The organism is Bradyrhizobium daqingense (assembly GCF_021044685.1).
GTDB classification, from domain to species: domain Bacteria; phylum Pseudomonadota; class Alphaproteobacteria; order Rhizobiales; family Xanthobacteraceae; genus Bradyrhizobium; species Bradyrhizobium daqingense.
In genome coordinates this window covers 1,870,242-1,892,853 of record NZ_CP088014.1, presented here as the reverse complement: position 1 = coordinate 1,892,853, position 22,612 = coordinate 1,870,242, and the positions used below count along the sequence as shown (strand labels likewise).

Sequence of the window (22,612 nt, the reverse complement as noted above, 5' to 3'; positions counted from 1 at the left end):
TCAGGCGGCGCCCTTCAGCTTCTTGGTGCATTCGCTGTAATAGCCGCCGCCCTTCTGGATCCACTTCAAGCCGCCATTGCCGTTGGTCGTCTTGTTGGCATTGTACTGGTCGACGCAGGTGTGCAGGCGGGCCTTGCCGGGAGTCTCCTTGGCATATTTCGGATCGACCGCGTTCGGATAGATCGCAGGTCCTGCCGGCAGCGCCGGTGCGGCGGCGGGGGCGGCCTCCTTCTTCGCCTGCTTCGGCTCGGCGGGAGCTGCGGGGGCGGCCGGCGCCGCCGCGGTCGGCGCAGCGACAGGCGTTGCGTCAGCACCGCACTGGGCCTTGCGGAAGTCATTCCACTTCATGGTGCCGAGCGAGCCGTCCTTCTTGGCCGCCTGATATTTCGCGCTGCATTCCTGCGAGGTCAGCGCCTGCGCCGGCGCGCTCGCCACCAATGCCGCGACACCCGACGCTGCAATCACGCACAACAATTTCGTTTGAATGGTCATCCCTTGGGTCTCCTCCTTGGTCTTCCTCGACGGAAGTGAAACGAACATTGCTATCCTAGCGTGCCGGCCGCTTGCGACAAGGATGCGATGAGTTGCGCCGGCAAAATATAGTGATGCCGTCGGCGCTCATCATTCATGTCGCGTTCAGCAACGCAGGCCGACGGTCCCAGCCCTTCGCAATTCTCGCAAGAAGAGTGCACCACATGACCGTCACGTCCCGCCTCGCCGCCATCGCTCTCGCCTCCCTGCTCGTCACCGGCACCGCCTTCGCGCAAACCGCCGCGCCGGCGGCCAAGACCGACGCTGCCGCCGTCGCCGCCGACAAGAAGGCGACGAAGGAGCGGTCGGCGGAATCGCTGGAATGCTCCAGGCAGGCGGACGCGAAGGGATTGAAGGGCAAGGAGCGCAAGAAATTCCGCCGCGAGTGCAAGAAGGAAGCGAAGGCCGGCGCCACAGCCCCCGCAGCGCCCGCCGCCCCCGCGGCCGACAAGAAGTAAGTCCCACGCGGGCATCAGCGAGAGACGTGCGCATTGCGGCATGACGAGCCTGCAATTGTGCGCCTCTCGCCGATTTGCGATAAGGCGGCGTGAAGCAAATCGTCGCCTCCCTGCCGTTCGAATGGCCGAGCCGTGCCAGTGTGTTGAGCACGCTGGAGACGCTCGTCATCGGCACCGCCGGCGGCCTCGTATTCCTGTTCGCCGGCCTTCCCGGCGGGCTGATCTCGGGCGCGATGATCGCGGTCGCGGTCGCCGCCATCGCCGGCCGTCAGTTGACCCTGCCGCCGATCCTGACCCAGACCGTGCTGGTGCTGCTCGGCATCTCGCTGGGCTCGGTCGTCTCGCGCCATCTGCTCCAGCAGGTCAGCGCCTATCCCGTCACCATCGGCCTGCTCGCGCTCGCGACCTTCTGCTCGACTTTCGGCTCGAGCTACTACCTCCAGCGCATCCATGGCTGGGACCGTACCTCCGCCTTCCTCGCCGGCAGCCCCGGCGCACTGTCGCAGATCACGATCCTGGCGGTCGAGCGCGGCGCCGATTTGCCGGGCATCGCGGTGGTGCAGACCATGCGCGTCATCATCCTCACCGCGGCGCTGCCGATGGTGCTGGCGATTGCCGGCGTCGCCCCCTCTGCCGCACCGTCGCTGACGACGGCGATCGCCTCGCCGCTCGACCTCGTGGAGCTGGCCGCGGCCTCGCTGGCCGTGGCGCTGGTCCTGCGGCTGATCAGATTTCCGGCGAGCTGGATGTTCGGCGCGATGATCGCCTCCAGCGTGCTGCATGGCGCAGGCTGGGTCGAGGGCGGCCTGCCGGACTGGATGCGGGGCGGGGCGCTGGTCGGCATCGGCGCCCTGATCGGCAGCCGTTTTGCGCGGATGCGGATCAAGACGCTCGCGGGTCATATCCACGCGGCGCTGGGCTCCTTTACCGTAGCCATCGCGGTCTCCGCCGTCTTCGTCGGCATCGTCGCGCTCACCACGCAGGTAAAATTCTCCGACGTCGTCGTCGCCTTCGCGCCGGGCGCGATGGACGCCATGCTGGCGCTGGCCCTGACGCTGCACATCGACCCGATCTTCGTCGGCGCCCACCATTTGTCGCGCTTCGTCTTCGTGACGATCGCAACGCCGGGCATCGTACACCTGTTCGGGCGCACGCAGGACGACGTGGATGATTGACCGTTAGCGCTGCGCCGTCCGCACGAACCCCCACCCGGCGATCGCGGCCATCAGCATCGAGATCAGCACGTTGTAGCCGGCGAGCGAAAGGCCGAGGAAACGCCACTGCACCTCGTCGCAGCGGACCACCTTCACGGTGTCGAGTCGCGAGAACAGATCGCCGGCATTGCCGAGATTGACGACGGGACCGGAGCAATCGGTCGGCCCCTTCCAAAATCCCCATTCGACGCCGGAGTGATAGGCACCGAGACCGGCATTGGCGAGCGTCGCCAGCGCGAGGATCGCAAGTCCGGCCAGCAGCAACGGCCGCGGCGCGCCGGCTCTTGCCGCGAGGCCGGTCAGCAGGCCGAGCGGGATCGCGAGGTAATAGGCGTAACGCTGCTCCAGGCAGAGCGGGCAGGGCAGGATTTCCAGCACGAGTTGGAAGAACCAGGCGCCCGCGATCGTGGCCGCGGCAATCATGGTGACGAGCAGCGCGGCGGTCAGCGCCGGACCGGCGCCGGCCGGCTTGAATGCTGGTATTACGGCACTCTGGGTCGTCACGGCAGCCTCTCTCCGATCGGTCGCACGTCTTAGCTAACTCCGCCCCATGCGGCTGTCGAGAACGGCCGGCATCACTTTGGCGCGGGTTGACCCCGTCCTGTCCATGGCTATAGTCCGCCGGCTTCGCGACGCCCTCCTCCGAGCGGCCGACCGAGGGCCCCTGTGGCGGAACTGGTAGACGCGCTCGACTCAAAATCGAGTTCCGCAAGGAGTGCTGGTTCGATTCCGGCCAGGGGCACCACGCTTCGCCCTTCGGGCTTCGCGTGGCGCGGCCATGCGAAGCCCGAAGGGGTGAAGCGTGTCCGGCGAAGCCTCTTGGCGAAGGCGGACTGGTTCAACGCAGTTCGCTCCCCTAGCCATCGCCGCATCCCCACTGTCTAAACCGGTAGCTTCTTCCATCATCCGAAGGAGCTCACATGAACGACCTGCACCATTGGCTTTCGCAACAGCATCACGGCCTGCGGACCTTCCGGACATTCCAGCAAAAGCTCGAGACGCTCGGCCGGGACGATCCCGCACAGCGCGGTCTGTGCCGCCTGCTCAGCGGTCTCGTCGACGATTATGTCGAGGCGTTCGACGAGGCGCCGCTGCCGGTCGAGATCGCCGACGGCGCCCATCGGCGCCTGCTGACGCTGGTCGGCAGCCTCGATCTCCATGGCGACGCCGCAAGTCGGCTCGCCGACATCAATCGCGTCGCGACCTGCGAATTGTGGCGCTGATCGACGGGAGGCGCACGCTGAAAGCAGACGCTGTCCGCTGTGTTCAAGCTGCCGCAGATCCGAGCGCTGCCGCGAGCACATCGGCCAGGCCGCGGCCGGCGCTGCCGTCTTTGTCCAGGTGCGGATTGTAGATGGTGATCTCGAGGCCGACCGCCTTGCCACTCGCCAGCGCAATCCGCAACGCGGTCGTCAACTCGTCCCACGACAACCCGCCCGGCACGCGAAAGTCGACGGCCGGCATGATGGCGTCGTCGAGACAGTCGGCATCGACATGGATGAAGAAGCCGTCCAGTTCGGCTCGCGTGAGGTGATCGACCGCTTCGCGTGCAGCGGCCTCGACGCCCCTCGCGCGCACAGCGGGGAGGTCAAGCGCCTTGAGCTCGTCGGGAAGCGGCTGGCTTCCGTACTCCTCCTGATCCCGGTGATCGCGATAGGCGAACGCGACAACGTCTTCAGGGCGTACCAGGGGGCCGCGGCCTTCGATGTCGGTCAGAAGCGGCGGACCGTGGCCGGTCGCGAAGGCGAGGTCCATCGAAGCACCCTCACCATTGGGCTCCGCCTCGGGCTGGAAGAAATCGGCATTGCCGTCGATGAAGAACAGGCCGTAGCGGCCACGCCGCCGAAACGCGAGCATCGCGCCCAGCAGGATCGTGCAATCGCCACCCAGTACCACCGGAAACTCGCCCGCGCCAAGCACCGCTTCCAACGCGTCGGCGAGCTTGGGCGACCACGCCGCAATCGCCCTCGCGTTCAATGTGCCGGTCTCGGGATCGGGCACAGGGTCCTTCGGAGGCACCAGCAGCCGCCCGGCACGGCGCGCACCGATCCGCTCCGCAAGACCAAGGTTCAGGAGTTGCTCGGGCAGGCGCTCCACGCCGTCGGTCGCCAGGCCCAACGTGGAAGGCGCTTCGATGATTGCATGGGGAATGGTCGGCATGGGCGCCTTCCGCTCGCGGCTATTTAGCCGAGTAGGTCACCGCCTCGATCTTGTGACCGTCGGGATCGCGGACAAACGCCCCATAGTAATTGGGGTCGTAATTCGACCGCAGCCCCGGCGCCCCATCATCGCTGCCACCATGCTTCAATGCTGACGCGTGAAAACGATCGACCATCGCGCGGTTCTCGACGGCAAAGGCGATATGACTGCCGTTGCCCACGGTCGCGGGTTGTCCATCAATCGGAACCTGAACGCTGAAGTGAAACGTGCCGCTTCCGTAGCCCAGTCCGCCCTCGTCCTCGGCCATCGGCACAATGCCGACGATGGGCAAGACGGCATCGTAGAAGCGCTTCGCGCGTTGAACATCATTCGTCCCGACCGAGACATGATGGATCACGACGACCTCCCCTTCCGGTGCTGTAGCGTAACGGCCCCTTCCGATCGTTGTTCCGTCAGAGCAGCCGTCGGTGCGTCACCGCGAACGATGCAGATGCCGGGAACGCCGCGCCAAAGTGGCGCTTATGTACAAAGGAAGCGAAGCATGGACACACGCGTCAGACATCGCAGGGTTCAGGTCGGACCGGTGGACACGTTCTACCGGGAAGCAGGACCAGAAGGCGCGCCCGTCATTCTCCTGCCGCACGGCTATCCCTGTTCATCCTACGAATTCCGCAATTTGATGCCGAGGCTGGCCGACAAATGGCGGCTGATTGCGCCTGACTATCCCGCCTTCGGCTATAGCGGGACGCCTGATGACTTCGACTATAGCTTCGACGGCTATGCCACCTGGCTCGACCAGTTCGTGACGCGGCTGAAGGTCGAGCGCTTCGTGATCTACCTTCATGATTTCGGCTCACCGATCGGCGCTAGACTCGCGATCATGCGGCCCGAGCGTGTGGTGGCCCAGATCATTCAGAACGGCGACATACCTTACGAAGATGCGCTCGGCCCGAAATACGCCGACATCGAGAAGACCTGGTCGCTGCCCGATCAACAGATGCGTGCTGCGATGAGGGAGGCCGTCACCGAAGACAATTTCCGCGACGAATTCCTCAACGACGTGCGTGCGGATTTGGTTCGTCTCATCGCGCCGGACCTTTGGCAATTGCACTGGTCGCTGATGACCGAGCGAAGGAAGGATGCCATCGCCGACGTTCTGTTCGACCTCAAGGCGAACCGCCAATGGTTTCCCGAACACCGCCGCTATCTCCGGCAGCACAAGCCGCCGACATTGATCGTGTGGGGTCCGCAGGATCACTACATGCCCGAAGCGTCGGCGAAGGCCTATCTGCGCGACCTGCCGGATGCCGAACTGAATCTCCTGGATGGCGGCCATTGGCTGCTTGAGACCAACCTCGATGAGGTCGTTTCGCTGATGCGATCATTCCTCGAACGGATCGGATCCTGACGGCAACGGCAGCCACGCCACTCGGCGCCGGCAATCGCGGCCAGCTTGCCTGATCCCACGGGCCGTTCGACTTCCTCCCGATAGTCCCTATATCGTGCGGCAACGAATGTTGATGCAGCGGGACAGCTTCGATGGCCAGGAGACGCACGACGGATACGGACGCCGACGACCTGCCCCGCTATTTCGTCTGGGTCCGCGGCCTCGAAGGGCCCGAGCCGCAGAAGTGGTTGACGATGGATTTCGGCGTCGGGGACTGGAAGCGGCCGCTGGTGCTGGCCTATCTGGAGCTGCCGGCGGACGAGCGGCAGCTGCCCCTATCGGCGCTGGCACGGCGCTATCCACCGCCGCGTGTGGATTTGTCGTAGACCAGTGGGCGCAGTGCGTTCCGAGCACCGCTGCCATTATCCCAGCGACGGTCGCCACGTTGAAGTGGCCTAATCACGCATTTTGCCTCAATGGGATTATGCGCAAAATGCACCCGTTTTTTAGCGCTCCCGCTCTTGTCGACATCTTGCTCTCCTGCTTCCCGTTCGGCGTCCCGGTGCAATTTCCGGATCTCGCAGCCGATGTGCAGCCTGAATGGCAAAAGACGGTGCGCAGATACATGCCATGAAGATGGGGGTGCCGCGGCCGGGAGGACACACCCGGTGCCATGAACATGGCATGGACCTGCGCGCCACCTTCGCGAGATCGTCCGGCCGCTTGATCCCAGGCGGGACCAACGACAATTCCAAAGAGGTGTTTTATGAAGATTTCAGTTCTTGCCGCGCTGCTGCTCGCTGCCACCGCATTGTCCGCCGCTGCGCAATCCGTCCCGACGCTGCAGGAGCAGATGGCCTGCCGCGGCGATGCCAGCAAATTCTGCGCCGAGCATGTCGGCAAGCCGCCGCAGATGGATGCCTGCCTGCGCGAGAACAAGTCGAAGCTCTCGGACGGCTGCTGCAAGGTCGTGGAGTCTCGCGAGGGATGAACCAGCCTTGCTCTGCTTCCAGCGGAGCGAACCCCGCTTCCGCTTCACCGGGTGTCAGTCGTCGTCCCCGAACAGCCTGATCTGCGGGAAGCCGCTTCGCGAACGGCCTGCATAGTCGCGCGCATCGGAATCCTCGCGGATGTTGCGCGCGACGTCGTCCCAATCGGTGCGGTCGCGCATGCCGCGCGGCTCGCGAGCGTCGTAGTAATGACGGCGCTCGGCCCAGCGCTCGCGTCGCTCGATCCGGCGTCGCTCGGACGCAGCGCGCTTCACGTCGGCATCTCTGGCTTTGGCATAGGCGTTGTCAGCCGACGCGGCCGGGTCGGCCGATGCCTGCTGCTCGGCCGGATTTGCTGCCTTCGGTATTGATGCGATGGCCGGCTTCGGCTGTTGCTTGAGCTGCTCTTTGACCTGTTCCTTGGGCGGCTCGACGGCAGCGGCCTGCGAAGGTGGCGGTGCCGGCGGCGCAGCATTCGCCTGAGCGGGTTGAGGGTCAGGCTTTGCGGCTTCGGGCTTTACAGTTTCAGACTTTACAATTTCAGGCTTGGCTTCGGCCTGCGCCGGCGTGGCGATCATTGCGCCGAAGGCTTGCGATCCGGTGAGATAATTCACGCGTTCCGATGGCGCGTTCGTCGCAGCCGGCGCGCCCGCGGATTCGGCGCGTTGCGCCATCTTGCTGGTGTCCGGGCCCTGTTTGGACGAAACCGGATTCATGATGTTGCCGGCAACGATGCCGCCGCCGAGACCAATGGCGATGGCCGCGATGATGGTTCCGGCACCGACGAAATAGGCTGTCGAGGCGCGCATTGATCCACTCCCTCTTTGGAGCGAGCAACGCACGTTGATTGCCAGATGTTCCTGATACGGAAGCAGTTCCGAAAGGAACTTGCGCGTCAGATCTGCTGCGCCACCTTCTCCAGCCCGATGATGCGGGCGAGCTTGCGCACTTCTTCCTTCTGGTCGTCACGCAGCTGGAACAGCAGCGGCATCGCGGCCGACTTCAGCTGCTGGACCTCGTCGCAATTCGGATCGATTGGCACGCCCGGCGCATTCGGGTTGGAGAGCTTGTTGGCCGAGATTTTGCGGACGACGTTGCGGAGCGCGGTCTCGACCGACGGCCAATAATATTCCTGCGACGACGACAGCTTCAGGCGATCCCTGATGCCCGCGATCTGCGCGTCGGACAGTAGCGTGTAGTTCTTCTGCGGCTGCGGCTTGGCCACGACCTTCGGCTTGGCGGCGGGGACTTCGACGGCGGGAACCTCCGTCGCGGCGGGCGCCTCGTGCACGCTCGGTTTCGGCATCGGGAAGTCGGAGGGCGTGGCGGCCGCAAAAGCCTGGCGCAGCGGCTCGGTCAGCGCCGGGGCCTGGGCCAGCTTGTCGGCAGCGACCTGAACCGGCTCGAAGGCGGCCGAGGCCAACGCCAGGGTGGGAACCAGACGGTCGGCCTTGGCGGCGCGGTTGGCGGCGAGCGGCTTGGCCGGAGGCGTCTGCGAGATCATTTCCGCACTGACACTAGGCACGCTGTCACGGCCGAGAATGGCGGTCGTGGCGGCGCCGAGGACGAGAAAACAGGTCAGCACGGTGATGGTGATGGCTTTGGACAAACGTCCCTCCGGGCGCGGGCGCTTCACGAGTTTGTTAACGTTGCCGAGGAAAAAGGCACGAAATAAGGCTTGAGTGTGCCTTCGTTGCGACAATCGCTATGCCGGCCGCGACACACTGCGAAAAAATCCAACGAAATCAGCTCGCTGCCGAGAGTTCGTAGGCATCCTGGATGTCGGCGACGATCTCGGACGCCTCCCAGACCGCGCGCGGCTCGACCGATTGCAGCGTTACCGTCCAATTGCCGCCTCGGCGGGTGCGGGGGACGCTGACGATGTCGAAGCGGACGTTGCGGCACAGCGGGTGACGCGCCAGCGCGTGGGCCACGCGGACGCGGATTTCATCCAGCGTCGCGGCTGTCTTGCTGTTGAGATAGTCGAAATCCATCGCCTGTCCCTCTCGTCCTGATTGGCGGCCATGAGGGATTCTTGGCGGGCGATGGTTAATCTGCCGTTAAATGGACGGGGCGGAACAGCGCGGGATTAACCGTGGTCGGGTCGCGCCTCGTCTCCCGCACGGCCTACTGCCCGGCGGCCTCGCGATATTCGGCAACTATCCGGGCGACGAGATCGCTGGCGGCGAGCACCTCAGTGACACCGGAGGTCGAGTGCCCGCCGCTCCAGATGTCCCGCCAGCGCTTCGGCCGGCTTTCGCGCGCGGCAACGTCGATATCCTCAGCGATGTCGATCGCTCCATGCGCCGGCAGGTCCTCGGGATCAAGGCCTGCGGCCAGGATCGACGGCCTCAGCATGCTGGTCTGAAGTCCGGTGAACGCGGTGGTGAGCAGGATGTCGTCGGCGCTGCTCTCGACCAGCATCCGCTTGTAGCGGTCGTCCGCCATGCTCTCGCGGGTCGCGATGAACTTGGTGCCCATATAAGCGAGATCACAGCCGAGCACTTCGGCAGCACGCAGCGCGCGGCCGTCGCTGATGCCGCCGGCGAGCACGATGATGCCGTCATAGAATGCGCGGACTGCGCGGACGAAGGCGAATGGATTGAGCCAGCCGGTCTGGCCGCCGGCGCCGGCGGTCAGCAGTACCAACCCGTCGGCACCTGCTTCGGCCGCGCGTTCGGCGTGGCGGATCGAAGCGACATCGGCCAGCACCAATGCGCCGGCATCGTGCAGCGGCTTCAGCACCGGCGCGGGCGAGCCGACCGAGGTGATGACGATCTCCGGCTTGTGCCGCAGCAGCACGGCGAGATCCTGCGCGAGCCGCGCGTTGGAGCGATGCACGATCAGGTTGGGGCAGAGCGGCGCGGCCTCGCGTCCGGTTTGCTCCTCATGCTGCCGCAACCTCGTCTCGATTTCGGTGAGCCAGTCTTCGAGTTGTTCCGTGCCACGGCAATTCGCTGTGGGAAAGCTGCCGATCACGCCGCTCCGGCAGGCCGCGACCATCAGCTCGACGCCCGAGACCAGGAACATCGGCGCCGCGATCAGCGGCAGAGCGAGACGATCGCCGAAACGTTGCAGTCGATCCGATGGCAAGCTCGCCTCCCTGCGCAGGCTTTCATCCCGCAGTCGCTGTGCTAGCGTCATCGGCAACATTGGCACGTCACAAGCCGGCGACAAAGCAACGAGGAAACATATGCCCGATCCGCTCCACGCATCGTCCCCGGCTTGTGCGCAGACGCTACGGGCGCTGTCGCGCCATCCCGATCGCACCGCTTTTGCCTGGCCCGGGGGATCGCTGAGCTATCAGGGCACGATCGACCTGATCGGACGTATCCAGAGCGTGTTCATGCGGCTCGGCCTGCAGCCCGGCGCGCGCGTCGCCTTCCTCACCGCGAACCGCGCCGACACCTGGTGCGCCGGTGTCGCGGCGCAACTGGCCCGGCTCTGCATCACCTGGCTGCATCCGCTGGGGTCGCTCGAGGACCAGCTGTTTCAGCTCGAGGATTCCGAAGCCGAGATGCTGGTGGTCGATGCCGCCGCCTTCCGCGACCGCGGCGGCGAGCTCGCCGCGAGAGCCGGCCGGCTCAAGGCGATCTTCACCATGGGGCCGGCCGGCTACGGCGTCGACCTGTTGGCGGCGATCGAGAATGGGGGACATGCCAGCGCGCAGTGCCTCGCCGGCCCCGACGATCTCGCGACGCTGAACTACACCGGCGGCACCACCGGCAAATCCAAGGGCGCGCTGCGCTATCATCGCGAAAATGCCGGCGCCGCCGGCGCGATCCTCGCCGATTTCGAGATTCCCGAGGCCGCGCGCTATCTCACGGTCGCGCCGATCAGTCACGTCGCAGGCACGAAGGTGCTGCCGACATTGATGCGCGGCGGCACCGTGCACATGCTGAAAGGTTTCGATCCCGAAGCCGTGCTGGCCACGATCGCGCGCGAGCGCATTAACTTCACGCTGTTCGTGCCGACCATGATCTACGTGCTGCTCGATCAGCCCGCGCTGAACAAGACGGATCTCTCCTCGCTCGAGCTGGTGCTCTATGGCGCCTCCGCGATGTCGCCGAGCCGGCTGGTCGAAGGAATCGAACGCATCGGGCCGGTGTTCTCGCAGCTTTACGGCCAGACCGAATGTTATCCCGTCTCGGTGCTGCGCAAGGCGGACCACGATCCCAGGAGGCCCGAGCTGTTCCTGTCCTGCGGCTTTCCGATCGCGGCCTGCGAGGTCAGGATCCTCGACGACGACGACCAGGAGGTGAAGACGGGCGAGGCCGGCGAGATCTGCGTGCGCGCCCCGCACGTGATGGCGGAGTACTGGAAGCGGCCCGACATCACCGCCGAGACGCTTAGGAACGGTTGGGTCCACACCGGCGACATCGCGCGCCAGGACGAGCGCGGCTACATGTTCATCCTCGACCGCAAGAAGGACATGATCGTCTCCGGCGGCTTCAACATCTTCCCGCGCGAGGTCGAGGACGTGCTGTCGCAACATGCCGACGTCGCGATGGTCGCCGTCGTCGGCATTCCCGACGAGAAATGGGGCGAGGCCGTCACAGCCGTCGTCGTGCCGCGCGAGGGCGCCAGGCCCGATCCGGACGAACTGATCAACCTCGTGAAGGCACGGAAAGGCTCGGCGCATGCACCAAAGCAGATTCAGTTCGTCAAACAGCTGCCGATGACCGGCGTCGGCAAGGTCGACAAGAAGGTACTGCGTGCGGGCTTCTGGAGCGGACGGGACCGGATGGTGGGGTAAATACCCCGGAATTCTACGGTGTTGTTGTGGCCGGGACACCACAATGTGCAACGGAGTACGCGCCGGCGACACCCGCACGATTGCTCGCGAATCCGGGAATCAACTAGACCGCTGACGGGGCTGGGAAGCGGAGTAGGACATGAGAGTCGCTTCCCTGGAAAGTGCAGTCGCCGCGATTACGTTGATCACGGCTATCATCGTGATGCTGTGGGGGATCAAGATCTTCTACGGCATGTGAACTGGCAGGATGCCGGTGTCGAACACGACCAAGCATCCCTTCCGCGGCGGCGGAAGCCTGCCGTTCAATCGGCTCAGGGCGCGGTCACGTTGCGGGCCGTTACGCTCACCGCTTCTCGATCACGAGACTCTGCACCGCACGGCCGAAATAGCCTTGCCTGTCGGCAAGACGTGACATCGCAAGGCCGGCGCCGTCGGGGCCAATCCAGGATTCACCGTCGAGCAATATCCACTCGCCGACCGGCTGGCGCGAAAAGCTCACGGTGAGATCGGCGTTGATGTAGGTCCAGGCGCGGAAGTCGAGCGTTGAGGCCGTGCCGTTGGAGAAGTCGGCGGCGACCACGGCGCGCATCGCCTGCGAGATGGCCTCGCCTTCGATGAGCGGATGGTCGACGCGAAACCAGATCGCGCCCGCGCCGGCCTGGCCGAAGCGGCCGCGCGCGGCGCGCATCGAGACGGATCGCACGAACGGGCTGGTGGCGGCGTGACCGTCCTCGACCAGCGAGTCCTCGGGTGACGGCAACGTCACCGGCAGCTCTTTGACGTCAGCGGGCAGCGTCTGCGCCTGCGCCTTGATCTTGAGCACGGTGGCACCGACCACCTGCACGCCATCCGCCAGCAGCTTGATCTCGCAGAGCTGGATCTTGCGGCCCTCACGCAGGATTTCGGTCGCAATCGTGAGCGGCGCGACCGGCACCGGACGCATCAGGTCGATGGTCACGCGCGCGATGTTCATCAGCACCGGTGTCGGGATGCGTTCGGCCGCCCACGTCACCAGCGACGCCGGCGCCGAACCATGCTGCATGCGCCGGTCCCAGGGACCGGCTGCATCCGGGCTGGTGACGACGTTGTTGCCGTCGACGCGATAGATGGCGGACATCGGTTCAATCAGTCTCGGTTGACGTTCCCCGGACGCTGCCCAGCGCCTGGCGGTGCGCTGCTGATCCGGGGTCCATAATTTAGCACGATGGGTCCCGGCTCTGCGGGGTAGCGTTGCACGCTGCAGCGTGTCCGGGACACGAGAGGGTCACAACGGCGGATCGATCGCTTCCTCGTATTCCTTTTTGAAGCGCGCGATCAGGTCGGCGGCGGGTACGATGCCGTCGACGCTGCCGATGCCCTGGCCGCTTCCCCAGATCTCCTTCCAGGCCTTCGGCTTGGCGCGCTCACCGGAGGCGTCGGTGCCGAAGTTCATCTTGGAGGGATCGGAAGTCGGCAGGTCTTCCGGATCCATGCCGGCGGCGAGGATCGAGGGCTTCAGATAATTGCCGTGCACGCCGGTGAAGAGATTGGAATAGACGATGTCGTCGGCGCTCGAGCCCGCGATCATCTCCTTGTACCTGTCGACCGCGTTGGCTTCCTTGGTCGCGATGAAGGCGGAGCCGATATAGGCGAAATCTGCGCCGAGAATGCGCGCCGCACGGATCGCCTTGCCGTTGCCGATCGCCCCCGACAGCGCGATCGGACCGTCGAACCACTTCCGCGTCTCGGCGACGAAAGCGAGCGGCGAGATGGTGCCGGCATGGCCGCCGGCGCCGGCCGCGACCAGGATCAGGCCGTCGGCGCCCTTCTCGATGGCCTTGTGCGCGAATTTCTGGTTGATCACGTCGTGGAAGACGATGCCGCCCCAGCCGTGCACAGCCTGGTTCAGTTCCTCGCGCGCCCCGAGCGAGGAGATGATCATCGGCACCTTGTACTTGGCGCAGAGCTGCATGTCGTGGTCGAGACGATTGTTCGACTTGTGCACGATCTGGTTGACCGCAAACGGCGCCGACGGCCGCTCGGGATGCGCGCGGTCATAGGCCGCGAGCTCTTCGGTGATCCGCGCCAGCCACTCGTCGAGCAGCTCCGGCGGCCGCGCGTTCAGTGCCGGAAACGAGCCGACCACGCCCGCCTTGCACTGCGCGATCACGAGGTCGGGCACCGAGATGATGAAGAGCGGCGAACCGATCACGGGGATCGACAGGCGTCCCTTGAACAAGGCAGGCATGGACATTGCGGAACGATCCTCTCTTGGCGCTCAAAAATTGAAGATTGGAATGATACCAACAAGGCAATCTTTCCACTGTCAAGTATTGCGTTTTGACGCCGTGGCCGATGGGGTCGGCGCAATTCCAAATGGCGGAATTCCTAGCCGTCCGCTTCTCCGTCATTGCAAGCGAAGCGAAGCAATCCAGACTGTTTCCGCGGAGGTAGTCTGGATTGCTTCGTCGCAAGAACTCCTCGTAATGACGCCGCGAGAGCTGCTTACAATCAACCGCTACGCGATCAAATCCGGATTGATCAGCCGCTCGAACGAGAACATCTCGTCCCATCTCTCCTGCGTCAGCAGCTTGCGTTCGATCACGACGATCTGGTGCAGCGACTTGCCGCTCTTGTAGCCCTCGCGCGCGATCTCGGCGCATTGCTTGTAGCCGAGCAGCGGCTTCAGCACGGTGACGATGCCGAGCGAGTTCAGCACCATGTTGCGGGTATGCTCCTCGTTGGCGGTGATGCCCACGACGCAATTCTCGCGCAGGCTGTTGACGGCACGCTCCATGGTTCGGATCGAGAAGAACAGCGCGAACGAGATCACCGGCTCCATCACGTTGAGCTGGAGCTGGCCGGCGGAAGCCGCCAGCGTCACCGTGGTGTCGAGGCCGATGACCAGGAAGCTGGTCTGGTTGACCACCTCGGGGATCACCGGATTGACCTTGCCGGGCATGATCGAGGAGCCCGGCTGAAGCTGCGGCAGGTTGATCTCGTTGAAGCCGGCGCGCGGGCCCGAGGCGAGCAGGCGGATGTCGTTGCAGATCTTGGTCAGCTTGCTGGCGGTGCGCTTGAGGACGCCAGAGAGCTGCACATAGGCGCCGGTGTCGGAGGTCGCCTCGACGAGATCACCGGCGAGGATGAAGTCGACACCGGTCAGCGCACTCAGATGCCGGACCGCGAGTTTTGGATAGCCGACGGCGGCCGTGACCGACGTGCCGATCGCGGTCGCGCCGAGATTGATCTCGCGCAGCAGGGCGCGCGCCTCGGAGATGCGGTCGACCTCCTCGCCGATCGTGGTGCCCCATCCCCGGAATTCCGCACCGAGCGACATCGGCACCGCGTCCTGGAGATGCGTGCGTCCCATCTTCAGCACGCGGTCGAACTCGCGGCCCTTGGCGAAGAACGCCTCCTGGAGCTGGCGCAGCGCCGTCATGTAGCTCTCGAGCCGCAGGATCAGCGCCAGCCGAAAGGCGGTCGGATAGGTGTCATTGGTGGACTGGCCGTAATTGACGTGATCGTTGGGGCTGACATGCTGATAGTCGCCCTTGCCGAAGCCGAGCGATTCCAGCGCGAGGTTGGCGATCACCTCGTTGGCATTCATGTTGGTCGACGTGCCGGCGCCGCCCTGGATGAAGTCGGTGACGAACTGGTCCATCATGTCGCCGGCGATGACGCGATCGCAGCCCAGGATGATCGCGTCCGCGACTTTGGCGTCGATCGCGCCGAGATCGCGATTGGCCATGGCGGCGGCCTTCTTGACGTAACCAAGTGCCTTCACGAAGTAAGGCTCCTGGTTCATCGGAATGCCGGTGATGTGGAAGTTCTCCTTACCCCGGATGGTCTGAACGCCGTAATAGATATCGTCGGCGATCTCGCGCTGTCCGAGGAAATCCTGCTCCGTACGGCTCATGAGCGCTCCTTGTTGCATGCGCGCGAGGCCATGATCGTCAGTTCTGGCACAGCGCGCTGGTCACGAATGTGTCGGTGCGGCAATCGTCCGGCTTGCGCTGCCGGCCCGGAATCAGAACCTTGGCCGAGCATTTCTCGGCGGAATCGGCGTTCAAGCTCTTACCTTCCTTATAGCCCTTGCTCTGGCAGAGCTGGTCAGCGGCCTGCTTGCAGTCGGGCGCGCCGTTCGACGAGGCCGGACAGGCCACGCGCCCCGACACCATGGTGGACGGCTTCGCCAGCCGCGACAGATCGTTCATGGTCTCGCTCGGGCTTTTGATCGGCGGCAGGATCGAGGGCAGCTTGTCGAACAGCTTCCCCATCTCGTTGATCAGCCCGGGATTTTCCTCCCGCGGCGGAGCCAATGGCGCGGGCGTCGACGGCGGCGGCGCGGCCTGCGCCCCCGGCGCCTGGAGGCCGAGCGTCGGCGGTGCAGATTGCGTCCATCCGTTCCCGCCATTGAGCAGGAGCAGCAGCGCCGCTGAAATCAGCGTTTCGAACCGCACCGCCGGATTGCCGGATCGACCCATCATGGTGGCAACGTAGCCGATGCCGGCGCCGCGGCAAAGCGCCACGGTGCTCTCGCATGAGCATGATCTTCGCGAAGGCGACCCGCGCTCGACGCGAGAGGGCTGCTTCACGCTTCGCGCTGACGCAGCCCTCCGGGGGCTCGGATGACGCTAGATCAACTTGATCGCAATCACGAAGCCGAGCACCAGCACGATGGCGCCGAGCGCGACCCACAATCCGAGATGCCGTTCGATCCTGACCCTGATCCAGTCGCCATAGCGATTGAGCAGGATCGCGACGACGAAGAAGCGTCCGCCGCGCGCGACGATCGAGCACAGGATGAACAGGAGGATGTTGTAGCCGGCAAAGCCCGAGGTGATGGTGACGAGCTTATAGGGGATCGGCGTCAATCCCTTGAGCAGGATGATGACCGCGCCCCACTCCGCATAGGAGGCGCGGAAGGCATCGACCTTGTCGGCGAGGCCGTAGACCTGGATCAGCCATTGGCCGACCGAGTCGAACAGCAGCGCGCCGATGGCGTAGCCGACCACGCCGCCGAGCACCGAGGTGACGGTGCAGACCGCGGCATAGAACCAGGCGCGTTCCGGTCGCGCCAGTGACATCGGAATCAGCATCACGTCCGGCGGGACCGGAAAGAAGGAGCTTTCGGCAAAAGACACAATGCCCATGATCCAGAGCGCATAGGGCTTGTGGGCGGCGTCGATGCACCAGTCGTAGATACGTTTCAGCATGGCGCCGCGATGAAGCACCATGGGACGGATTTGTCCATGCCGAGATTGAGGCGAATTATGACGTTTCTAGAGCATGATCGGGAAACGTGCGCGGCGCCTTTCCGAAAAGAGCATGCTCAAACAAAAGGCTAGGCGCGATGGCCCATTCATCCTGATCTGACCGCGCCTCAATGGCGCTTGCGCGCCCCGCGTCCTTCGAGCGCGACAATTGGCCGCCTGGCGGAAACGCGCGGTGACGCGACTTTGGGCAGCTTCATCGGTGATTTCGGCAACTTCTCGGCAATGCCGAGCATGTCCTCACGCCGGGTCATCTCCTGCCAGACGTCCTCGGGGCGTACCCCGGCCGAGGCCCACAGCACCGTGAGATTGTAGAGCAGATCGGCGCTTTCCCGGATCACGGCCTCGCTGTCGCGATTGACCGCATCGATCACGACTTCGATGGCCTCTTCGGCCAGCTTCTTCGCCATTTTGGAAGGACCGCGCTGAAACAGCCGGGCCGTGCGCGATGTTGCCGGATCAAGGTCTCTGGCCGCGAGCACAGCCAGATATAGCCGCTCAAGCGAATCACTCATGTACTCAAAACTACTCTAAACCAATGGCGAGCGCGTTAACGCGCGACAATAAAAGCAGAAAACGGGCCGCCGCCAAGCGCGACGGCCCGTCATGGTCAACCCTTCGCTGCGGGCTAGTAGCAATTCTGGTAGTAGCCCTGGCCGCAATACTCGGACGGAGCGGTGCCGCCATAGCGCTGATACTGGAAGTTCGGGCCCGGACCATAATAGGGGCCGTAGGCAGGCGCGCTGTAATAGGCGGGGCCGCCGTAATAGCCGTAGCCCGGACCGTAATCATAGGCGTAGGCATCGCGGCTGGCGGCGATGGCGAGACCCGTGCCGATGGCAGCGAAAGCCGCAGCTGCGGCCACGCCGCCTCCACCACGATGCCAGTGGCGGCCGCCCGCATATGATGCGGTCGGGGCAATCGTGGTCAGCGCCAGCACCGCGGCGGTAGCAAGAACGGCCTTTCGGCCCGCAAACTTGGAGAATCGCTCGAACATGTCTTGGGCCCTCCTTTGGGACCTGGAACGGACGCCTGCGGACAGGCTCATGGCCTACAAACCCGCATGACCTAAGTTGGGTTCCCCAACCCCAACGCAAGCTGAACAGGGTTGCGTAACGATGCCGCAACACCGCTCATCCTCCGTTCATGTTGACGCGGAGAGACTGACTGCCGGCCGGCGCTGCAGGCGTCACGAAACCATCACAATGCGGGACCGGCACCACCGATGTCGGAATTCAAGACGATCACGCTTCGTTGCCTGCTGGCCTTCTCGATCTCGCTTGCGGCGCTGATTGCACGCGATGTCGGCGCGGCCGAGACCGCCGCGCCCTCCGTCGCGATTCACTTCACCTTCGACCGTCCGCTGGACGCGAGCATGGCGCCGTTCTTCCTGGCCGCGAAGGATGGCAGCTTCGGCGCCGAGCATCTCAGCGTGACCTTCAACACCGTCGCCGGATCGCCGGAAGCGCTCGCGCGCGTCGCCAAGGGCGACAGCGAGCTCGCGCTCGTCGACATCAACGAGTTGATCCGCTTTCGCGACAAGGACCATGCGCCGCCGGTCAAGGCCGTGTTCGTGCTGTTCAACCGCGCACCCTACGCGATCGTCGCGCGCAAGAGTCGCGGCATCCAGCTGCTGCCCGACCTCGACGGCAAGACCGTCGGCGTTGCCGACGGCGATCTGTCGATGCGGCTATGGCCGGCGCTGGCGCAGCAGAACGGAATCAATGCATCGCGCATCAAATTCCACAAGATCAGCGCGGCGGTGCGCGAGCCGATCCTTTCCGCGGGCCAGGTCGATGCAGTCGCGGGCTTCAGCTACCTCTCGGCGGTGAACCTGCGCGACCGCGGCGTGCCTGGAGCCGATCTCGTCGTGCTCCGCTATGCGGACTATGGCTGCGAAGCCTATGGCTTTGCCGTGGTGGTCAATCCCGCCTTCGCCGCAGCAAAGCCGGATGCCGTGAAGGGCTTCGTCCGCGCCTTGATCGCTGGCATCAACGCCACCGTCAGGGAGCCCGCCCGCGCGGCGGAGGAGGCCGCGAGCCGCATCGATGACGGCGACCGCAACCTGGAGCTGGAACGCCTGCGCACCGTCCTCGCCGACAACATCGTGACCGACGAGGTCAGGCACAGCGGTCTCGGCAGCGTCGACCGGGCGCGATTCGAGCGGTCGATCGGGCAGATCGCGCAGGAGTTCAAATTCCGGAAACGTCCGGCAGCGGGCGAGATCTTCGACGACCAATTCCTGCCGCCGGTGGCGGGGCGGCTGATCAACTGAGCAAAACCGAAAGCTTCCGCTGTATCTCGCGGGCGATTGCTGCTTAGAATATAGGCTCCATCTTCGCCGAGTCCTTCGCCCGCATGTCCATCTTCCGTCTCTACACCCGCGTTCTCGAGCTGCTCGGCAAGGAGGCGCGGCTGGGCTGGCTGCTCGCGGTCGCCAATCTCCTGCTGGCAGCTTCGCAATTCGCCGAGCCCGTGCTGTTCGGCCGGATCGTCGACGTGCTCTCGGGCAAGACCGTCGCCGGCTCCAACTCGGCCTGGCCGTTCCTGGCCGCCTGGGTCGCGTTCGGGCTGTTCACCATCGCCTGCAGCGCGCTCGTGGCCCTGCAGGCCGACCGGCTCTCGCACCGCCAGCGCCAGGCGGTGCTGACCGATTATTTCGAGCACATCCTGCAACTGCCGCTGACCTTCCACTCCGGCACCCATTCGGGCCGGCTGATGAAGGTCATGCTCAACGGCACGGATGCTTTGTGGCGGCTCTGGCTCGGCTTCTTCCGCGAGCATTTCGCCGCGATCCTCTCGGTCGTGGTGCTGCTGCCGCTGTCGCTGTACCTGAACTGGCGGCTGGCGATCCTGCTGTTCGTGCTCTGCATCGTCTTCACCGCGCTGACGACCTTCGTGGTGCGCAAGACCTTCGGCATGCAGATGGAGGTCGAGGAGCATTACAGCGAACTGTCCGCGCGCGCCTCCGATGCGCTCGGCAACGTCGCGCTGGTGCAGAGCTTTGTCCGCATCGAGTCCGAGGTGAAGGGCCTGCGCTCCGTCGCCGACGAGCTGCTGGCCGCACAGATGCCGGTGCTGTCCTGGTGGGCGCTCGTCACCGTCATCACGCGCGCCTCCACCACGATCACGGTGCTCGCCATCTTCACGCTCGGCATCGCGCTGCACGACCAGGGGCTGACATCCGTCGGCGAGATCGTGATGTTCGTGAGCTTCGCGACGATGCTGATCCAGAAGCTCGAGCAGGTCGTCAGCTTCGTCAACAACGTGTTCATGGAAGCTCCGCGCCTGCGCGAGTTCTTCAATGTGCTCGACGCCGTACCCGCGGTGCACGACCGGCTAGATGCGATCGATGCCGGCAGACTGTCGGGCCTCGTCGAGTTCAACGACGTCACGTTCTCCTATGACGGCAAACGCCCGGCGATCGAGGACCTCACCTTCACGGCGCTGCCCGGGCAGACCATCGCGCTCGTCGGTCCCACCGGCGCCGGCAAGTCGACGGCGATAGCGCTGCTGCACCGCGCCTTCGATCCGCAGTCCGGCTTCATTAAGATCGACGGCATGGACGTGCGCGGCGTGACGCTGACCTCGCTGCGGCGGAACATCGGCGTCGTGTTCCAGGAGGCGCTGCTGTTCAACCGCTCGATCGCGGAGAATTTGCGCGTCGGTAAGCCGGATGCGACCGAGGCCGAGATGCGCAAGGCCGCCGAGCGGGCGCAGGCGCTCGACTTCATCGAGCGCAGCGGCGGCTTCGAGACCAATGCCGGCGAGCGCGGCCGCATGCTGTCTGGCGGCGAGCGGCAGCGACTGTCGATCGCCCGCGCGCTGCTGAAGGATCCCCCGATCCTGATCCTGGACGAGGCGACCAGCGCGCTCGACGCCATCACCGAGGCCAAAGTGAATGCTGCTCTCGACGAAGTGATGAGGGGCCGCACCACTTTCGTGATCGCCCACCGCCTCTCCACCATCCGCAACGCGACGCGGATCCTGGTGTTCGAGAACGGCCGGGTGATCGAAAGCGGAACTTTCGATGAACTCGTGGCTAAAGGCGACCATTTCGCCGAGCTCGCCAGGGCCCAGTTCATGGTTCAGGAACACGCACGGGCCAGCGTGACGGCGGCCGAGACTGCGGCGACGGCAGCCAAGTCCCCGTAACAAGTCCCGATAGCATCGTCGAAATTCGGCCTATTTCATTGCGGAATACCCCATCGGTCCCCCTATTCTCGACGCATCAGCCGGTATAGGTTTGCGACGCCGCAAGCGGCGGCGCTGGATTTCAAAACCGAACATCAGATCACGAGAACCGACCGTATCAGGCGGATCTCCAAGGACCGGAATCGGATAGTGCACGCCCTTCGCCCGCTGCTTCGCAAATCGCTGTTCAACCTGTTCGCCGCTGGCCTCGCATGCGCCGCATTGCTCGCGCCACGCGCGGCGAGCGCCGAAGCGCTGCTGCTGATCGAGGCCGACAGCGGCAAGGTGTTGCAGGCGGAGAACGCGACCATTCCCTGGTACCCCGCTTCCGTCACCAAGATCATGACGACCTATGTGACGCTGCGGGCGGTCAAGGAGGGCAGGCTCACGCTGGACACGCTGCTCACGGTGTCGCCGACCGCAGCCTCGCAATCGCCGTCCAAGATGGGTTTCCCGCCGGGAACGCAAGTCACCGTCGACAACGCGCTGAAGATGATGATGGTCAAGTCGGCGAACGACATGGCCGTGGTGCTCGCCGAAGGCGTCGGCGGCTCGGTCGACGGCTTCTCCGCGATCATGAACGACACCGCGAGGAAGCTCGGCATGACGCAGACGAGCTACGTCAATCCGAACGGCCTGCCCGCCGACGGCCAGGTCACCTCCGCGCGCGATCTGGGAATCCTGGCGCGCGCCTTTCTGCGCGACCTGCCGGAATACGAGTATTTCGTGCACATCCCGGCGATCCGCTTCGGCAAGCGCGTCACCGGCAATTTCAACAAGCTGATCGGCCGCTATCCCGGCGCCGACGGTTTCAAGACCGGCTTCATCTGCGCCTCCGGCTACAACCTCGTGGCCTCGGCGACGCGCAACGGCCGCCGGCTGATCGCGGTGGTGCTGGGCGCCAATTCCGGCACCGCGCGCGCGGTGAAGGCGGCGCAGCTGCTCGAGCGCGGTTTTGCTCAAGACAATCTCACCTGGCTGCGTCCTTCGCTCGGCGCCGTCGACAATCTCGTGCCGGTCGACGCCTCGCCGCCGAACCTGCGCGACGAGATGTGCGGGCCTCACCGCAAGCGCCCCGCCAGCGACGACGACGGTGCACTGATTGCGGTCAATGGCGGCGCCACCTCCGGATCGGCCTCGGCCACCGGCGGCGAAGCCCAGATCTCGTTCTTCACCGCCGGACTCCAGCCGCCGATGATGAAGGCCTCCGAGCTGTTGGCCTCGGCGCCGGCTGCGACCGAGCCCGTGCTGGTCTATACCGGCCCGACCCGCACCGGCACGGCCTTGATCGCCGCGGTCGCGGCCGACGCCGACCAGCAGACCGCGTCCAAGCCGCGTGGCAAGAAGTCGCGCGTTGCCAAGAAGCCGGACGCTGCCGACAAGCCGGCAGAGAAGCCAAAGGACACCAAGACGGCAGCGGCGAAGCCCGACGCCTCTAAGCCGGCCACCGCCAAGCCAGTTGCCTCCAAGCCCGATGCCAAGAGCGACACAAAGACCGCTGCCAAGCCGACCGGGGCCAAGCATGCCGCGGCCAAGCACGAGGCAGCGGCAAAACCGGCCGAAAAGCCGGCGGCAGCCGGCGACCAGGCTCCCAAGCCCGCCAAGCCCAAGGCAGCGACCAACCCCGCCGCGACCAAGCCCGCGGCCAAGCCGGCCAACAACAGTTAA

The 22,612-nt window shown here is 65.0% G+C and carries 25 protein-coding genes and 1 tRNA gene; 11 read left to right on the top strand and 15 right to left on the bottom strand.

Annotated features, from left to right (window positions below; all coding sequences use genetic code 11):
• Positions 1–492, bottom strand: coding sequence for a hypothetical protein (locus tag LPJ38_RS08970; protein ID WP_145641784.1), 492 nt, complete (start codon positions 490–492; stop codon positions 1–3).
• A 203-nt stretch (positions 493–695) separates the two neighbouring features.
• Here LPJ38_RS08970 and LPJ38_RS08965 point away from each other — a divergent pair, with 203 nt between their 5' ends.
• Positions 696–989, top strand: a complete 294-nt coding sequence (locus LPJ38_RS08965; protein WP_145641786.1) for a PsiF family protein — start codon at positions 696–698, stop codon at positions 987–989.
• A gap of 89 nt (positions 990–1,078) precedes the next feature.
• Positions 1,079–2,164 carry an AbrB family transcriptional regulator gene (locus LPJ38_RS08960; protein ID WP_145641788.1) on the top strand — a complete coding sequence of 362 codons (1,086 nt, stop codon included), beginning with the start codon at positions 1,079–1,081 and terminating at the stop codon, positions 2,162–2,164.
• Positions 2,165–2,167: 3 nt separating this feature from the next.
• Here the strand turns inward: LPJ38_RS08960 and LPJ38_RS08955 are convergent, their stop codons facing one another.
• On the bottom strand, positions 2,168–2,707 hold the full coding sequence (locus tag LPJ38_RS08955; protein ID WP_145641790.1) for a disulfide bond formation protein B: 540 nt from the start codon (positions 2,705–2,707) through the stop codon (positions 2,168–2,170).
• A 156-nt stretch (positions 2,708–2,863) separates the two neighbouring features.
• Between LPJ38_RS08955 and LPJ38_RS08950 the strand changes: the two genes are divergently transcribed.
• Together LPJ38_RS08950 and LPJ38_RS08945 are read left to right on the top strand one after the other, a co-directional pair.
• Positions 2,864–2,948: transfer RNA gene (locus tag LPJ38_RS08950), tRNA-Leu, on the top strand.
• Positions 2,949–3,123: 175 nt separating this feature from the next.
• Positions 3,124–3,426 (top strand): hypothetical protein, encoded by a 303-nt coding sequence (locus LPJ38_RS08945; protein ID WP_145641792.1) that lies wholly within the window; start codon positions 3,124–3,126, stop codon positions 3,424–3,426.
• A gap of 43 nt (positions 3,427–3,469) precedes the next feature.
• Here the strand turns inward: LPJ38_RS08945 and LPJ38_RS08940 are convergent, their stop codons facing one another.
• Together LPJ38_RS08940 and LPJ38_RS08935 are read right to left on the bottom strand one after the other, a co-directional pair.
• The gene (locus tag LPJ38_RS08940; RefSeq protein WP_145641794.1) at positions 3,470–4,363 is read right to left on the bottom strand and encodes an arginase family protein; all 894 of its coding nucleotides are present in this window, start codon (positions 4,361–4,363) and stop codon (positions 3,470–3,472) included.
• 19 nt (positions 4,364–4,382) lie between these two features.
• Positions 4,383–4,760 (bottom strand): VOC family protein, encoded by a 378-nt coding sequence (locus LPJ38_RS08935; protein ID WP_145641796.1) that lies wholly within the window; start codon positions 4,758–4,760, stop codon positions 4,383–4,385.
• Positions 4,761–4,904: 144 nt separating this feature from the next.
• Here LPJ38_RS08935 and LPJ38_RS08930 point away from each other — a divergent pair, with 144 nt between their 5' ends.
• The 3 genes from LPJ38_RS08930 (at position 4,905) to LPJ38_RS08920 (ending at position 6,741) form a co-directional block, all read left to right on the top strand.
• Positions 4,905–5,771 carry an alpha/beta fold hydrolase gene (locus LPJ38_RS08930; protein WP_145641798.1) on the top strand — a complete coding sequence of 289 codons (867 nt, stop codon included), beginning with the start codon at positions 4,905–4,907 and terminating at the stop codon, positions 5,769–5,771.
• 131 nt (positions 5,772–5,902) lie between these two features.
• Positions 5,903–6,136, top strand: coding sequence for a hypothetical protein (locus tag LPJ38_RS08925; protein WP_145641801.1), 234 nt, complete (start codon positions 5,903–5,905; stop codon positions 6,134–6,136).
• A gap of 380 nt (positions 6,137–6,516) precedes the next feature.
• On the top strand, positions 6,517–6,741 hold the full coding sequence (locus tag LPJ38_RS08920) for a hypothetical protein (protein ID WP_145641805.1): 225 nt from the start codon (positions 6,517–6,519) through the stop codon (positions 6,739–6,741).
• A gap of 54 nt (positions 6,742–6,795) precedes the next feature.
• On the opposite strand, the gene LPJ38_RS08915 is transcribed toward LPJ38_RS08920, so the two are convergent.
• The 4 genes from LPJ38_RS08915 to LPJ38_RS08900 all read right to left on the bottom strand — a co-directional run bounded on the left by LPJ38_RS08915 (position 6,796) and on the right by LPJ38_RS08900 (position 9,832).
• Positions 6,796–7,548 carry a hypothetical protein gene (locus LPJ38_RS08915; protein WP_145641807.1) on the bottom strand — a complete coding sequence of 251 codons (753 nt, stop codon included), beginning with the start codon at positions 7,546–7,548 and terminating at the stop codon, positions 6,796–6,798.
• 86 nt (positions 7,549–7,634) lie between these two features.
• Entirely contained in the window at positions 7,635–8,348 is a 714-nt protein-coding gene (locus LPJ38_RS08910; RefSeq protein WP_167520754.1) for a hypothetical protein, read from the bottom strand.
• A gap of 136 nt (positions 8,349–8,484) precedes the next feature.
• Positions 8,485–8,733 (bottom strand): hypothetical protein, encoded by a 249-nt coding sequence (locus LPJ38_RS08905; protein ID WP_145641809.1) that lies wholly within the window; start codon positions 8,731–8,733, stop codon positions 8,485–8,487.
• A gap of 133 nt (positions 8,734–8,866) precedes the next feature.
• Entirely contained in the window at positions 8,867–9,832 is a 966-nt protein-coding gene (locus LPJ38_RS08900; protein WP_145641811.1) for an NAD(P)H-dependent flavin oxidoreductase, read from the bottom strand.
• A gap of 100 nt (positions 9,833–9,932) precedes the next feature.
• Between LPJ38_RS08900 and LPJ38_RS08895 the strand changes: the two genes are divergently transcribed.
• Positions 9,933–11,495, top strand: coding sequence for an AMP-binding protein (locus LPJ38_RS08895; protein WP_145641813.1), 1,563 nt, complete (start codon positions 9,933–9,935; stop codon positions 11,493–11,495).
• Between the two features lie 343 nt (positions 11,496–11,838).
• Here the strand turns inward: LPJ38_RS08895 and LPJ38_RS08890 are convergent, their stop codons facing one another.
• From LPJ38_RS08890 to LPJ38_RS08860, 7 genes are all read right to left on the bottom strand, one after another.
• A complete protein-coding gene (locus LPJ38_RS08890) occupies positions 11,839–12,612 on the bottom strand; it encodes a thioesterase family protein (protein ID WP_145641815.1) in 774 nt (257 codons plus the stop codon).
• A 147-nt stretch (positions 12,613–12,759) separates the two neighbouring features.
• The gene (locus LPJ38_RS08885; protein WP_145641817.1) at positions 12,760–13,728 is read right to left on the bottom strand and encodes an NAD(P)H-dependent flavin oxidoreductase; all 969 of its coding nucleotides are present in this window, start codon (positions 13,726–13,728) and stop codon (positions 12,760–12,762) included.
• 264 nt (positions 13,729–13,992) lie between these two features.
• Positions 13,993–15,393 carry an aspartate ammonia-lyase gene (locus LPJ38_RS08880; RefSeq protein WP_145641819.1) on the bottom strand — a complete coding sequence of 467 codons (1,401 nt, stop codon included), beginning with the start codon at positions 15,391–15,393 and terminating at the stop codon, positions 13,993–13,995.
• Positions 15,394–15,430: 37 nt separating this feature from the next.
• Entirely contained in the window at positions 15,431–15,964 is a 534-nt protein-coding gene (locus LPJ38_RS08875) for a hypothetical protein (protein WP_145641863.1), read from the bottom strand.
• A 147-nt stretch (positions 15,965–16,111) separates the two neighbouring features.
• Positions 16,112–16,693 (bottom strand): YqaA family protein, encoded by a 582-nt coding sequence (locus LPJ38_RS08870; RefSeq protein ID WP_008543164.1) that lies wholly within the window; start codon positions 16,691–16,693, stop codon positions 16,112–16,114.
• Between the two features lie 167 nt (positions 16,694–16,860).
• The gene (hisE, locus tag LPJ38_RS08865) at positions 16,861–17,265 is read right to left on the bottom strand and encodes a phosphoribosyl-ATP diphosphatase (protein ID WP_145641821.1); all 405 of its coding nucleotides are present in this window, start codon (positions 17,263–17,265) and stop codon (positions 16,861–16,863) included.
• Between the two features lie 113 nt (positions 17,266–17,378).
• On the bottom strand, positions 17,379–17,747 hold the full coding sequence (locus LPJ38_RS08860) for a hypothetical protein (protein ID WP_145641839.1): 369 nt from the start codon (positions 17,745–17,747) through the stop codon (positions 17,379–17,381).
• 228 nt (positions 17,748–17,975) lie between these two features.
• Here LPJ38_RS08860 and LPJ38_RS08855 point away from each other — a divergent pair, with 228 nt between their 5' ends.
• The 3 genes from LPJ38_RS08855 to LPJ38_RS08845 all read left to right on the top strand — a co-directional run bounded on the left by LPJ38_RS08855 (position 17,976) and on the right by LPJ38_RS08845 (position 22,612).
• The gene (locus LPJ38_RS08855) at positions 17,976–19,025 is read left to right on the top strand and encodes an ABC transporter substrate-binding protein (protein WP_145641841.1); all 1,050 of its coding nucleotides are present in this window, start codon (positions 17,976–17,978) and stop codon (positions 19,023–19,025) included.
• An 83-nt stretch (positions 19,026–19,108) separates the two neighbouring features.
• The gene (locus tag LPJ38_RS08850) at positions 19,109–20,905 is read left to right on the top strand and encodes a glucan ABC transporter ATP-binding protein/ permease (RefSeq protein ID WP_145641843.1); all 1,797 of its coding nucleotides are present in this window, start codon (positions 19,109–19,111) and stop codon (positions 20,903–20,905) included.
• 189 nt (positions 20,906–21,094) lie between these two features.
• Positions 21,095–22,612 (top strand): D-alanyl-D-alanine carboxypeptidase family protein, encoded by a 1,518-nt coding sequence (locus LPJ38_RS08845; RefSeq protein WP_145641845.1) that lies wholly within the window; start codon positions 21,095–21,097, stop codon positions 22,610–22,612.